Annotated in this window: 13 protein-coding genes; 5 read left to right on the top strand and 8 right to left on the bottom strand. The window is 73.1% G+C overall.

All coding sequences use genetic code 11. From position 1 onward, the window contains the following. Positions 1-128: 128 nt before the first annotated feature. Positions 129-1,970: a GAF domain-containing SpoIIE family protein phosphatase gene (locus A3CO_RS0112520; RefSeq protein WP_018332597.1), complete on the bottom strand. Its 1,842-nt coding sequence runs from the start codon at positions 1,968-1,970 to the stop codon at positions 129-131. Positions 1,971-2,464: 494 nt separating this feature from the next. On the opposite strand from A3CO_RS0112520, the gene A3CO_RS38055 reads away from it, so the two are divergent. Then, complete coding sequence (locus A3CO_RS38055) at positions 2,465-2,827, top strand: response regulator (RefSeq protein ID WP_157647493.1); 363 nt, start codon at positions 2,465-2,467, stop codon at positions 2,825-2,827. Between the two features lie 216 nt (positions 2,828-3,043). On the opposite strand, the gene A3CO_RS40000 is transcribed toward A3CO_RS38055, so the two are convergent. The 4 genes from A3CO_RS40000 to A3CO_RS38050 all read right to left on the bottom strand — a co-directional run bounded on the left by A3CO_RS40000 (position 3,044) and on the right by A3CO_RS38050 (position 7,139). Continuing rightward, complete coding sequence (locus A3CO_RS40000) at positions 3,044-4,342, bottom strand: FAD-dependent monooxygenase (protein WP_018332595.1); 1,299 nt, start codon at positions 4,340-4,342, stop codon at positions 3,044-3,046. Further along, a complete protein-coding gene (locus A3CO_RS31800; protein WP_033414343.1) occupies positions 4,339-4,899 on the bottom strand; it encodes a PadR family transcriptional regulator in 561 nt (186 codons plus the stop codon). The genes A3CO_RS40000 and A3CO_RS31800 overlap by 4 nt, the downstream gene beginning before the upstream one ends. A gap of 178 nt (positions 4,900-5,077) precedes the next feature. Continuing rightward, complete coding sequence (locus A3CO_RS0112500; protein ID WP_084681773.1) at positions 5,078-6,601, bottom strand: DICT sensory domain-containing protein; 1,524 nt, start codon at positions 6,599-6,601, stop codon at positions 5,078-5,080. Positions 6,602-6,995: 394 nt separating this feature from the next. Continuing rightward, positions 6,996-7,139: a hypothetical protein gene (locus A3CO_RS38050; RefSeq protein ID WP_018332592.1), complete on the bottom strand. Its 144-nt coding sequence runs from the start codon at positions 7,137-7,139 to the stop codon at positions 6,996-6,998. Positions 7,140-7,431: 292 nt separating this feature from the next. Between A3CO_RS38050 and A3CO_RS36775 the strand changes: the two genes are divergently transcribed. Beyond that, positions 7,432-7,878: a hypothetical protein gene (locus A3CO_RS36775; protein WP_211214461.1), complete on the top strand. Its 447-nt coding sequence runs from the start codon at positions 7,432-7,434 to the stop codon at positions 7,876-7,878. Between the two features lie 261 nt (positions 7,879-8,139). Here the strand turns inward: A3CO_RS36775 and A3CO_RS0112485 are convergent, their stop codons facing one another. Then, entirely contained in the window at positions 8,140-8,715 is a 576-nt protein-coding gene (locus A3CO_RS0112485; protein WP_018332590.1) for a TetR/AcrR family transcriptional regulator, read from the bottom strand. Between the two features lie 183 nt (positions 8,716-8,898). On the opposite strand from A3CO_RS0112485, the gene A3CO_RS0112480 reads away from it, so the two are divergent. Continuing rightward, positions 8,899-9,339, top strand: coding sequence for an ester cyclase (locus A3CO_RS0112480; protein ID WP_018332589.1), 441 nt, complete (start codon positions 8,899-8,901; stop codon positions 9,337-9,339). 186 nt (positions 9,340-9,525) lie between these two features. Here A3CO_RS0112480 and A3CO_RS0112475 read toward each other — a convergent pair whose 3' ends face one another. Next, a complete protein-coding gene (locus A3CO_RS0112475) occupies positions 9,526-10,068 on the bottom strand; it encodes a hypothetical protein (protein ID WP_018332588.1) in 543 nt (180 codons plus the stop codon). 364 nt (positions 10,069-10,432) lie between these two features. On the opposite strand from A3CO_RS0112475, the gene A3CO_RS0112470 reads away from it, so the two are divergent. Continuing rightward, positions 10,433-11,284 carry an SDR family oxidoreductase gene (locus A3CO_RS0112470; RefSeq protein WP_026204543.1) on the top strand — a complete coding sequence of 284 codons (852 nt, stop codon included), beginning with the start codon at positions 10,433-10,435 and terminating at the stop codon, positions 11,282-11,284. Positions 11,285-11,337: 53 nt separating this feature from the next. On the opposite strand, the gene A3CO_RS31795 is transcribed toward A3CO_RS0112470, so the two are convergent. Next, positions 11,338-11,904, bottom strand: a complete 567-nt coding sequence (locus A3CO_RS31795; RefSeq protein ID WP_018332586.1) for a TetR/AcrR family transcriptional regulator — start codon at positions 11,902-11,904, stop codon at positions 11,338-11,340. A 50-nt stretch (positions 11,905-11,954) separates the two neighbouring features. Between A3CO_RS31795 and A3CO_RS0112460 the strand changes: the two genes are divergently transcribed. Next, positions 11,955-12,917: a zinc-binding dehydrogenase gene (locus A3CO_RS0112460; RefSeq protein WP_018332585.1), complete on the top strand. Its 963-nt coding sequence runs from the start codon at positions 11,955-11,957 to the stop codon at positions 12,915-12,917. The last annotated feature ends 20 nt before the right edge of the window (positions 12,918-12,937 follow it).

Raw genomic sequence — 12,937 nt, 5'->3', positions numbered from 1 at the left:
AGCCCCCGACTTCGAGGTGCGGTGGGGTTCCGGCGAGGGATCGCAGTGGTTCGAGACGGTTCGATGATGCGCGCTGCCGCGCGGGGCTCGATCTCGGCGGGTCGACGAGGTCCTGGCCGAGCGGGTGGTCACGTTCGCGTTCCGGTGAGCTGGATGGCGAGGACGACCACGTCGTCGGTGGCGGCGGGGGCGACGTCGGCGATGGTGGCGTCGACGAGGTCGGCCAGGGCGAGGTCGGCGTGGCGGGCGAGTGCGGCGTGCAGGCGGCGGTGCGCGTCGTCGAGGTCCTCCCCGATGCGCTCGATCAGCCCGTCGGTGTGCAGGAAGAGGGTGTCGCCGTCGTCCAGTTCGGTGGTGTGGTCCTGCCGGGCGCGGCGCAGGACCGAGGAGTAGCCGAACAGCGGGTCCAGCCCGTCCAGGGCGCGGACGGCTCCGCCGGTGGTGACGAGGACGGGGGGCGGATGACCGGCGTTGGTCCAGGTCAGCGCCCAGTGATCCGCGCGTCGGCGCAGGTGGGCGAGCACCGCGGTGCCGGCGTGGCCGAGGTCGTCGCCGGCGATGGCCCGCTCCGTCGCGCTCAGCGCCGCTGCCGGACCCGCGCCGATGTCCCACGCCGCCTGGCGCAGCATCGAGCGCACCTGGCCCATCCGGATCGCGGAGTCGAGCGTGTGCCCGACGACGTCACCCACCGAGGCGGCCACGACGAGCTCCGCCGAGCCCGCTTCCGGATCGGGCAGCAGCGACACGTCGTACCAGTCACCTCCCACGTCCTCGTGGTCGTCGGCGGGTTGGTAGCGCGCGACGAGCTCCACCCCCGCGACGTCGGGCAGCGGGGCCAGCATGGCCGTCTGCATCTCGTGCGCGACGTGGACGCGGTGCTCGACGAAGCGCACGCGGGCGACGGCCTGCGCGACGTAGCCGGCGATCGTCGTCGCGTAGAGCCGGTCCGCGGGGCCGAGCGCGGGCGCCTCGGGCCAGCCCAGGACCACCAGCCCCAGGTCGTCGCCGTCTCCGACCAGCCGCACCACCAGGGCCACCCGCATGCCTTGACGGGCGAGCCACGCCCGGAAGCCCTCGGGGAAGCCGTCGTCGGGCTCGTCGCCGTCGCCGACCACGGTCAAGAGCTCCCGGGCGCTGCCGTTGGAGGCTCCGCGGTCGGTCCAGGGCAGCTCGGAGCCCTCGCGAGGGGTGGCCGTGGCGCCGTCGTGCAGGCGGTGGACGCCGTCGTTGTCGAGGACGGCGACGCGCACAGACGCCGGTCGCAGCGTGCTCGACACCAGGTCGGCGAGGCGGCGTCGGATGTCGGCCAGCCCGCCGGCGTCGGAGAAGGCCTGCGAGGCGCGCAGCAGGGACTGGCTGCGCTGGTAGGAGGCCGAGAGGTCCTGCTCGACCCGATCGCGTCGACGGCGTTCCCGGGCCGCCTCGACCCGGGCGACCCGCACCCGCAGTTCGGCCGAGACACCGTCGGCCAACGCGGCGAGCAGATCGACCTCGCGCGCCGTCCAGTCCCGCGGGACGTGGTCGATCGCGCACAGCGAGCCCAGGACGTTGCCCTCGTCGTCGAGCAGGGGGACCCCGGCGTAGGCGATCACGGACAGATCCCGGATCGCGAGGTTCTCCTGCAGGCGGGCGTCCTCGCGGGCGTCCGAGACCACCAAGGGCTCGGCCGAGACGACGACGTGCCGGCAGAACGAGTGACTCAGCGGGGTCCGTCGTTGCTGTGCCCACGGGTCGGGCAGACCCGCCTGGCCGGGGAAGTACTGACCCTCCGGGTCCACCAGCGACACCAACGCCACCGGGACACCCAGCAGCGCCCGCACCCGCTCGGCGGCCCTGTCGAGAACCCGGTCGGGAACGGCGCCGAGACCGGTCTCGTACAACGAGCGCAGCCGGGCGGGAGCGTCGAGACCGTCGCCCCCGTCCTGCACGGTGTCGCTCTCGCCGCTCTGGCCCCCGGGCTCGGTCCTCATCTCACCCCGTCACCCTTCTCCACCGACGACCTCACGGTCCCGGGCAAGGATCAGGCGTCCACACCCATCGGACAACAGCAACGCAGAGTCGCTCCCCCGTCCGATCCACGGCAAATCGAGCCAGGGGTGTCGTGGTCGGCGGACCACGCCCGCCGAGGAGTGTGCGAGGCCGTGGTGCTCCGTGCTCGGCCCAGGTCCTCCGCCTGTCCGATCGGTGGGGAACGTGCGGGACCAAGGGCCCTGCAGAGTCAGGCCCTCGGTACGGCACGCTCGACGCCGGCACGGGCACGATGGAATCGTGCGCGACCAGGACGGAGCTGGTCGCACCTCGGCGCCCGGCACGTCGCATCGAGCTCAGGGCTCGTCTCGGGTGTGCCCTGAGGCCGTGGGCTCGGTGGGAGCTCGGGACGCGCGCGGGTCATGGGTGTCGACGGAGACGGAGGACGAGAGTGGGCCGGAGCGGCGGTCGGACCGATGCCCGCACGAGGTCGGTGGTGGTGGTCGACGACCACCACGCGGTGCGGGTGCGCCTGGTGGACCTGCTCGAGACCCAGGGGTTCGACGTCCTCGCCGCCGTCGGCACCTACGCCGAGGGGCACCGCGCGATCATCGATCTGCGCCCGCAGTTGGCGGTCGTCGACCATCGCCTGGGCGAGCGGCTCGGCACCGAACTGTGCAAGGAGCTGTCCGCCCTGTGCCCCGAGGTCATCACGATCATCCACACCGGCTCGATGATCGAGCCCGCCAGGTCGGCCTCGGCCCACGGCGCCACGGCCGTCGTCGAGAAGTCCGCCCGACCCCGACGCCTCATCGAGGTGATGACAGAACTCATCGGCGGCTCGTCTACCGACCACTGAGCAGGACCCGGCGGCCCGTCGAGGTGAGGAGCTCCCCCCGGCCCTGGCCGCGCCCGGTCGTCGTCCACTGCGTACAGATCGAAGTCCGGGGCCGTCGGCAGGAGGGCGGTCTGCAGACTCGGCCGGAGCACAGCACCTGAACCAGTGCGGCCCCAGACCCGGATCGCAGCAGATGCCGGTCCCGGACGACGACGATGCGGCTTGCGTGGGCAGTGCTCAGCTGCGGTTCGGTACCCACCGGCGCAGTGCACCCCGGACGCGGAAGTACGCCCGGCCTGCCCGACGTGCGACGGGGCCCGATGACGTGGCCCGCCGCGCGTTGTCGCCTGACGCACGAACCGCGGCGTAGCCCCACTCCCGCATCCGGGCCTCGTAGGCCTCGATCGAGGGCACGAGCGGAGCGCCGTCGGCGACGGTGCGCAGGGCGTCCGCGAGCGCTGCGGCGTCTCGGAGCGCGGTGTTGGCGCCGAGGCCGCCGACCGGGGTCATGTTGTGGATCGCGTCGCCGAGCACGGTGACCGTGGACCCGGGCCAGGGATCGATGAGTCGGGACTGGCGGAACACGGTGGCGTGCACGAGCGTCGGGTCGGTGTCGGTGATCACCCTGCGCAGCGCGGGGTGCCAGGCGCCGACCATCCCGACGGCGAGCTCGCGCAGCTCGGCGCCCTCGCGCTGGAGGACGTCGTGGGGGAGGGCGCGGTCGTCGGCGATCACGCTCCACAGGACGTAGTCGTCGGCGTCGTCGAGGAGCCGGTCCTCGTCCACGCCGCGCCCGGCGAGGCCGATCCCCCGCGAGATCGCGCCGGTCAGGGCGCCGCGGCCCGCGAACGCCGAGGTGAACATCGACCAGCGGCCCGACGGGGGCATCACGAGGGTCATCCCCGCAGAGAGGCACGACGGGAGCCAGGCGCGGGTGCTGTCGTCGAGAGGGAGCCGCGCCCCGATCGCGGTCGTCCCCGACGCGACGCGTTCGGCGTCGGGCAGGTACTGGCGGCGGACCCTGGAATTGGCGCCGTCCGCGCCGACCAGCACGTCCGCGACGGCGGTGCTCCCGTCGGCGAAGTGGACCGTGACCGTCCCGTCGGCGTCGGTCGTGTAGTGGTCGAACTCGGACCCGTAGCGGACGTGGTCCTCGAGGCCCGCGAGCAGCAGCGTCCGCAGTGCCCGGCGGCTGACCCCGTACTGGCCGTCGGCGGGGTCGTCCGATCCGCCGGTCATCTCCTCGCGGGTGATGGTGTACAGCTCCCGCAGCCGCTCGGTGCGGAAGGAGATGCCGCCCGGCGGCTTCGTCGACGTCGCGACGAACGCCTCCCACAGCTCGGTCGGCAGGCACCGGGACAGGGCACGGGCCCCGTCGGGATTGATGTTGATGCGGTAGCCGTCGAGCCAGGCGTCGGCGTCGGGGTTGCGTTCGTGGATCCGGACGTCGATTCCCCCGGCCGCCACGAGGGCCTGCGCGAGTGCGAGGCCCCCGATCCCGGCGCCGACGATCAGGACGCGTAGGGGTTGTGTCATCGCGCTTCCTCCGGCTCCGCGGCGAGCGCGCCCGGCAGCGCGGCGATGACGTGGTCGTGCCACGCGATCTCCGCCTCGAGGCGCATCCGATGGTGGTCGAAACTGAGCGGCTCGGTGCCGCGCAGGTGCGGCAGGGCCTGGGTGTGCAGGAGCCGCCAGGCGTCCAGCTCGGACTCGAGAGCGGCTCGGCGGTGGGTGAAGACGGCCAGGAGCGCGTCGAGGCCCAGCGGGCCCGCGTACTGGAGTGCGAGGTCGACGGGGTCCGGGCGCAGGTGGACCTCGCGCAGCGCGTCGTCGCGCAACACCGCGAGTTCCTGACGGCCGGTGGCCGTGATCGCGTAGATGGTGCGGGCCGGCATGTTCCCCGCCCGTTCCGTGCGGACGGCCTCGATGATGCCCTCGTCGGCCATCCGTCCCAGGGCCGCGTAGAGCGAGCCGACCTTGATGTCGGTCCAGAGCTCCGTCCGGTTGGTCTGGGCCTCGCGGCGGATCTGGTGGCCGTGCATCGGCCCCAGCTCGGCCAGGGCTCCGAGGATGTAGAGCCGCACACTGCTCATGCCGTTACTCAAGCACGAGTACTCGCACAGGACAAGACACGAGTACTCGCTCGCGAGTAGTCCCGCGACCGCGACCGCGACCGCTGCGGACGGCCTCGCGATCGCACCGGTACTCCTCGCCGCACGACTGCGGCCCGGGCCGTTCCCGGCGAACAGGTGCTCGGCCGCTCATTCCCGTTCAGGGTGCTTGTCGCTCACGGCGCCGGGGGCCGGGTGAGCCGAGGAGGGTCACGCCGCGCGTCTCGTCTGCGTCGTCGGCGGGGTTCGGCGAGGTCTCCTGCGCCGCGGCGGCCGGGGAGCCGATGAGCTTGCCGAGATCGGGCGCTTCGGCTCGTCGGGCGATGCCGGCCTGGCTCGCGCCGGCAATGGTGGGCCGCGTGCCGACGCGAGGCGCCGCCGCGTGACGCGGCTCGAACCATCGGCTCGTTCCGTCGCCCTCCGCGCTCCCGGGGACGGTGAGTTCGGACATGGTGGCCGAATCGGTGAGCCGGATCGGATCGTCGGACAGGGTGGTGGGGCTCTGGTCGGAGTGCGCGGACGTGCCGAGAGCCAGGTGGAGGTCGTCGAGCGGCAGGGGTCGGGCCAGCGTCACGGTCGAGGCGATCCGAGCAGCCAGGGGGATACCGGGATAGCTGCTGGAGAACAGTTCGAGCTGCTGTGCGGCGGCCGCCGCCACCTGGTGGAGGTGACGCGGTGAAGCCCCTGGTACGACCAGGGCGAACTCCCGTTCCGACAGGCGCACGGCGGCATCGACAGGCCCGAGCGGCTCGGAGAGGGCGGCGGCTACGTGCCGGGCGGCGTGGAAGGCCCGTCGGGCGCCGAACTCGGAGACGGCGCAGTGGAGCCCGGGGACATCGAACAGGGCGAGCCCGATGGGCAGCGCGCTGAGGCGGCCGCCGGTGCCGGCCCAGCGGACGAGGAAATCAGGGGTCGGCAGTCCCGACTGGGGCTCGAGCCGTGCGTCGGCCCGTGCCTCGGCGGCAGCGTGCGCGTCGGCCAGCTGCGCACGGAGCCGGCGGCTGCCCGCGCGCGCGTCCTGCATCCGGGCGGTCATCCGCCGCAGCGAGGAGGTGGCCCACTGCTCACCGGTAGTACCCCGGGACGCCGCGGTTGCCCCGCCGAGCGGCATCACACGGCGCAGGAGCTCGTCGACCACCTGCACCACGTCCGGGTCGAGCCGGTCGCCCAGGGCGATCCGGAGCCGGGCCAGCTCGTTGGCCGCCTGCACTCGTGAGTAGCCCCAGCGCGCGTCGAACCAGCGACCGGCTTCGAGGTTCTGCTCGGCCGGATCGATCTCACCGGAGTCCGTGGCGACGAGGAAGGCGCCGGCGTCAGGGCCGACGGCGACGACCGACCACTCCTCGACCAGTGGGTCCCCCGCATCGAGAACGACGGTGTGCAGGCTCGCGCCCGTGTCGTGTTCCTCCCCGTCGGCGAAGGCGACGATGACGTGCACGCCGGCCGCAGCGAGCCGCTCGTACACCGCCCGCTCACGGTCGAAGTAGGCGAGGTGCTGGAAGAGCGCCACGACCACCGTGGGGTGGTCGACCCGGCTCTGCAGTACCGCGGACTCGATCGCGTGGGAGACCGCCACCAGCGACCGCTTCGTCGCGGGCGCCGGAACGTCCGGGGATTCGAGCTCTCCCCGGTCAGCCGCGGTCAACGTCCTCCGGTTCACCGACAACGGGCGCTGTGTGCTCATCTGGACCCCCGACTAGTCGACAGCGAGTGACAACTCGGCTAGCACGTCACTCGTTCGCTACGCGGGCATAACCCGTCGAGCGGTGTCGAACCCAGGACGTTCGATGAACGGGCTCTCAGCTGCGGTTAACGTGAGGGCCGCCGGGTCCCCTGTTCACGGCCGGTCGAGCTCGCTCGTGGCCGGCTCGACCGGGTGCAACGCGGCGCTGATGTCGGCGTTGGTGTCGTGTTCGCGTCGAGGAGGGGGACGAGCTCGCCCCCGAGACGAGGTCGTCCCCCTCGCCGACGGTCGCCGTCGATGCCGGTCGCGCTGGTCGGGCGACTCCTGCCCGGGTCAGCCGACCGGTGACGAGCGGGGTCCGGGTGCTCTCACCGGGAGGACCCCGGGGTCGGCGTCAGTTGTCGCAGCCGTTCTTCGGCTGGCAGTCCCGACGCTGCCCGCCGTCGCGCGGCGGCTTGCACTCGTGGCACCCGCAGCCGCGGTGGTGGTGCTGCTTCTGGCGCGGGGGCGCGAATCCGTCGAGCAGGGGGAATCCCATGGTCTTCCTTCCGGGGGAGCGACACTCGTCGGGCGACGAGCTGCGATCACGATGCGATCACGGCGTAAGGACCGGCTGTGTTCCCCCTGTCCACCCAGCAGGTGCCGGCGTCATTCCTGTGAGTGGTGATCCGGTGGCGTGCTCAGAGCCGGAACGTGGCGACGAGGCGACGCGTATCTCGCGTCGGAGGCCTCATGATCCACTCACAGCGATCACACGGCGCCCCCATCCGCCGTCGGGACTCTCGCTGCCGAGCGGCGCACGCCCGCGCGGTGACGAAGGGACGCAACCGATGATCACGAAGACCACCTCCCGAGGACGGGCCCTCGGCCTGCGGGTCGGGGCGACGACGCTCGCCCTCGCAGGCGCCACACTCCTCGCGGCCTGCGGGAGCACGGGCTCCTCGGACACCGCGAGCTCCGCGAACTCGGGCGCCGCCTCGAGCACCGCCAACGGGGCGGCGACGGCGAACACCGCCTTCGACCAGTGCATGTCCCGCAACGGGGTGACCAGGCCTTCCGGTGGGGCGGGTGGGGGCGCGCCTGCCGGTGGCACCGGTGGCGCCCCGCCGTCCGGGGCCGCGCAGCCGTCGGGTCAGGCTCCGGCGGGGACGGCTCCCAGCGCCGGCCAGGCTCCTCCCGGGGTGGATACCGCGACCTGGAAGAAGGCACTCGCGGCGTGCCAGAGTGAGGCGGGAGCACCTCCCACGGCAGGGTCGACCACCACTCAGGGCAACTGAGGCGACCAGCCGCCGGGCCGTCCATGTCGGCGACCTCGGAGCGGGTAGGCGGTCACGGGCGGTCGCGGCGGGGTCGCGGTACAGGGTGAACACCGTCAGGGTGGCAGCCATCTCGACACCTCTTCCTCGGTGCGCTTCCTCTCCCGCGAGGCTGCCGAGCAAGGCGGTCATTCTCTGACCCCCATCGCGGAGGCCTTCGGCATTTCGGTTCCCGCTCGCGCGGGGCGCCGACTTAGGCGCGGTTCTGGGCGTCCCACATGGTCAGCCGTCATCGATACCGCCTCCCCGGGAATCGTTCTCGGGGAGCTGGGTGAGCATGCGGTGGGCGAGGTGCAGGCGGGCGCTCGCGCTCGAGGCCGGCAGTCGCCCGTGGATCCGGAGCGTGGCCAGCCCGTGCAGGGTGGCCCATGCGACCTCGGTCCGGACGCTGTCCGGTCCCGGGAAGGCGTTCCGCAGCGCCGCGAAGGCCCGCTGGAGTGGTTCGGGCCCGCCGCCGGTGCCGAACTGCAGCCCCGAGGGCAGGGAGAACATCGCCTCGTAGAGGTGGGTCCGCTCGGCAGCGAAGTCGAGATAGGCGTGCATGCGCGCCAGCGCTTCGGGCTCGACCGCCTCGAGCGCCTCGGCGATCGCCTCGAAGCCGCTCACGGCCACGGCGTCGAGGAGGGCCTCGCGACCTGCGGGGAACGCCGAGTACAGGACCGGCTGCGTGACACCGAGCTCGCTGGCGAGGCGGCGCATCGTGACCGCCGACCATCCCTCGGACTCGACGAGGTCGCGGGCGGTGCGCGTGATCCGGTAGCGCCTCCGGTCGAGGTCGGGTGCGGGCCGTGGCGACACGCAGGGACCCTACCGCTCGAGAGCTAGCACTGTTAGACATCGACCGACAGCAATGCTAGCGTTGTTAGAGAACGTTGCTAGACAACGTCCGGTAGGCGCTCTTCTCGATCAGGGGCGTCCACCTGGCGGCTCGGCCCGCCGTCCCCTTCCTGCACCCCTCCCATTCCGACGCAAGGACGCACCATGAGCAGCCCCGCCGAGGTCGAGACCGTCGTCCGCGCCTTCTACGAGCCGTTTCGCACCGGTGACACCTCGCTCTACGCGGAGATCCTGGCCGAGGACTGGATCGACGTCCCGCTCGCTCCGGGGCAGCAACAGGGTCCGGCGGGGATGGCGGGGCAGATCGCGCTGTTCCGCCAGGCGATGCCCGACTATGCGGTCACCCACGAGGACCTGGTCGTCGGAGGTGACCGGGTCGCGGTGCGCAACACCGTCAGCGGCACCCATCAAGGGGCCTTCATGGGGTACCAGCCGACCGGACGGCGGATCGAGATGCGGACCATGGACATCCACCAGGTCCGCGACGGCCGCATCGTCGTCACCTGGCATCTGGAGGACTTCGCCGGCCTCCTGGCGCAACTGTCCGCTCCCGCCGACGCCCCGGTCGCACCCGCATGGGGTTGAGCGAGACCTGGCCCGACGCCATGACGGCCTGCTGGGGGCGTGCAGCGTGCCCGCCGACCGGTGGTTGGGCGCGGGCCCGCGCGCGGACCGCGTGACGGCGGCTCTCACACCCTCCACAACGGAACGACGACCACGACGAAGTCCTCGAGGTCGCCGTCGTCGAACGCGGCCCGTCGTCGACTGCACTCAGTGCTTGTCGTCGATGTCCTCGATCGCCTCGAGTCGGTAGACCAGGCCCGGGCCGATGGGGCCACAGGTGCCGGTGAGGTGTCGTCGTAGTCGGCGGACCAGCACGCGTCGGGAGACGGGGTCGACGTCGAAGGCGGTGAGGGTCCGGCAGATACCGGTGACTGCGTCGTGGTGCGTGGCGGCGAGTCCTTCGGCCACCTGCGCCTCGAGGTGGGCGAGGACCGCGCGGGCCACGGCGCGTGCCCGGTCGAGTGGTTCGGCGACGCCGCTGGTCCGCGACGCCGGGGGCAGGTCGGACCCGCCGCGGGCGTCCGGGCGCGCGGCGAGCGTGTCGACGTCGATCACCGTGACGTGAACAGCCCGGTCGGCGACGAGCGGGCAGAGTGCCGCGCGCAGCGCGGCGGTCGTCGCGGTCACGGTGTGGTCGGCGGCGACGACGATGTCGATCTCGATGTGGTGGTCGAACACGCGCAGGGCGCCGGGCGACGTCGCCCGCCGAGGTGGCTCGGCGCCGTCGTGGTGGTCGGCGAGGCGGGTCACCCCGGGAACGGTGAGGGCACGCAGGCGCAGCGAGTCGACGTCGGGGCACGTGGGCGGACCACCTGCCGGGGTAGGCGGTGGCCGGGACGTCCGGGGCACGAGGTCGGAGGTCGTGCCCGCGAACGGGCCCGGCCGGATCGGGTGATTCCTCGGTAGGACGTCGCCGGCGATCGATCCGTCATGCCTCGCCGCGCGTGACGTGTGCCACGGATTGGGCCGCCGACTGCCTGAAAGTCGAGCCGGCTCGGCGCGGTCGGCGTGCCGCGGCGACACCACCACCTGTCGCGGCCGGGGTCCGGTGGCGGTGTCGCCCGCCGATGCGAGGGATGATCGGGGGACCTGCTAGCTGGACGGAGTTCTCATCATGGCTGATGACGCGCTCGGCGCGCCGGTTGCTGTCATCGGGGCGTCCGGCCGGACCGGGTCGCGGGTCGTGGACGCGCTCGTGGCCCGCGGTGCCACGGTGCGTGGCATCACGCGCAGGTCCGCTGCGCTGCCCGCGGTTCATGAGACCCGCACCGCCGACCTCGAGGACGAGAGCTCGCTCGTCGCAGCTCTCGAGGGTGCGGGAGCGGTCTACATCGTCCCGCCGCCCTTCCGGAGCAACGAGGACCGGATGATCGCCTCCGCCGCACAGGCCGCCGTGCGGGCCGGTGCCGGTCGGGTCGTCCTGCACTCGGTCATCCACCCCCACACTCCGGCGCTGCCGCACCATATCCGCAAGGCCGCCGGTGAGGATGCGGTGCGCCGGTGCGGCGTGGCCTGGACGATCCTGCAGCCGGCGGTCTACGCGCAGACCGTCAGCCACGCGATCGTCGGTCCGGACGACGAGGTCGGGGTTCCGTGGAACCCCGAAGCACCCATGGCGGCCGTCCACCTCGGTGACGTCGCGGAGGTCGCGGCCACGGTGCTGACCGACGACGGCCACGACGCCGCGACCTACGAGTTGGCCGGCCCCGAGTGCCTCGGGCTGAGCACGATGATCGCGATCGTCGCGCAGGTCACGGGGCGCACGCTGCGCACGCGGGAACTGGGGCCGGGCGGTTGGGCCCTGTTCGAGCAGGGATCCCCCGAGGCCGACGCAGTGGCGGCCATGTGCGCGGAGTACGACGCCTACGGACTGCCGGGCAACGCGAACGTGCTGAGCTGGCTGCTCGGCAGGCCGGCCACGTCCTTCGCGGAGGCCGTACGCGCCGACTCCCGGCGCCCCGCGTGACGCGACCGTGCAGGGCCGCGCGATCACCGCGTCGGGGTGTCCCCGGCGCACGGTCAGCCGAGGCCCTCGATGATCAGGGCGGCCAGCCGTCGGGCCGCGGCGGGGCGGGCGGGTTCGGGTAGGGCGTCGAGGCCGCGGGTCGCCATCAGGGTCAGGACGAGGTCCTCGGGTGCGAAGTCACGGCGCAGCCGGCCCTCGGCGTGCGCGCGGGCGGCGAGTCGCGCCACCGCGCCGAGCGCGGCCCGTCGTTCGCTCGTGAGGTCGACGGCGTCGGGGAACGTCGCGAGGAAGGCTTCGGTGAAGCCGCGGTTGCGGGCATGGAGCTCGCAGAGCCGCTCGATCATCCGGCAGAGGCCCCGCCACGCCGACTCGGCGACCAGACCCTCGTCGACGGCGGCCCGGCAGGCCTGCATCTCGACGGTGAACGCCTCGATGGCCAGGTCCTGCTTGCTGGGGAAGTGCCGGTAGAGCGTGGCCGGACCGACGCCGGCGTGGCGGGCGATCTCCCGCATCGGGACGTCGAGCCCGTCGCGGGCGAACAGTGCCCGGGCGACGTCGAGCAGTCGGGCGCGGTTGGCCGCGGCGTCGCTGCGACGGACCCGAGTCAGCTGCTCGCCCACGACTCTCAGCTTAGCCAAACGGACGGCCCCGTCCGTTAGCGTCCGCCGTCGTGCAGACGATCGAGATCCGCGAGTTCGGGCCCGCCGACGGGCTGGCGGTGGTGGACCGGCCGGAGCCGAGCCCGGCCCTGGGGCAGGTGATGGTGGCCGTCGAGGCGATCGGCGTCGGCGGCGTCGACGCGGTGATCCGCCGCGGCACCCTCGGTGGTTACGGATTCGCCCCCGGCCACGTGCCCGGCAGCGAGGTGGCCGGCACGGTGGCCGCGGTCGGTGACGACGTGGACCCGGCGTGGATGGGCCGTCGGGTCTGGGCCTTCACGGGCACCGGCGGGGGCTACGCCGAGCGGGCCGTCGCGCAGGCGGCGGACGTGGTGGCGCTGCCCGACGGGCTGGACGGCGTGGCGGCGGTGAGCATCGGTACCTCCGGCGCGGTCGCCCACTTCGCCCTGGCGCAGGCCCACGTCGCGGCGGGGGAGTCGGTGCTCGTTCGTGGCGCGGGCGGGAGCATCGGGATCGCGGCCGTGCAGCTCGCTCGCCACGCCGGGGCGGGCGTCGTGGCCGTGACCACCTCGTCGGCCGAGCGTGGCGAGCGGCTGCGGGCGCTCGGCGCGACGGCCGTGCTCGACCGGACCGGCGCGGGCGGGCCGAGCGAGGTCGACGTCGTGATCGACGTCGTCGGCGGAGCCGGTCTGCCGTCCTTCATCGACCGGCTGGCTCCCAACGGGCGCCTGGTCCTGGTCGGGGTCGTGGCGGGCATGCCACCGGCGGACTTCGGGATGCGCCTGTTCGCCCACTTCCAGCGGTCGGTCTCGGTCGGCACCTTCAGCGCGGACACCGTCCCCCGCGCCCGACTGCACGCCGTACGCACCGAGCAGTTCACCGCCGTCGCCCACGGCGAACTGGCCGCCGTGGTGCAGGACGTCCTCCCGCTCGCCGGCGCAGCCGAAGCGCACCGGCGGATGGACGCCGGAGAGGTGTTCGGCCGGATCGTCCTGGTGCCCTCGATGTCGTGACCCGTCGCCTCCTCGTCGTC

Origin of the sequence: Actinomycetospora chiangmaiensis DSM 45062 (assembly GCF_000379625.1) — a bacterium.
GTDB classification, from domain to species: Bacteria; Actinomycetota; Actinomycetes; order Mycobacteriales; family Pseudonocardiaceae; genus Actinomycetospora; species Actinomycetospora chiangmaiensis.
Note: the sequence above shows the minus strand (reverse complement) of the source record. Positions and strands in the feature narration are given on the sequence as shown.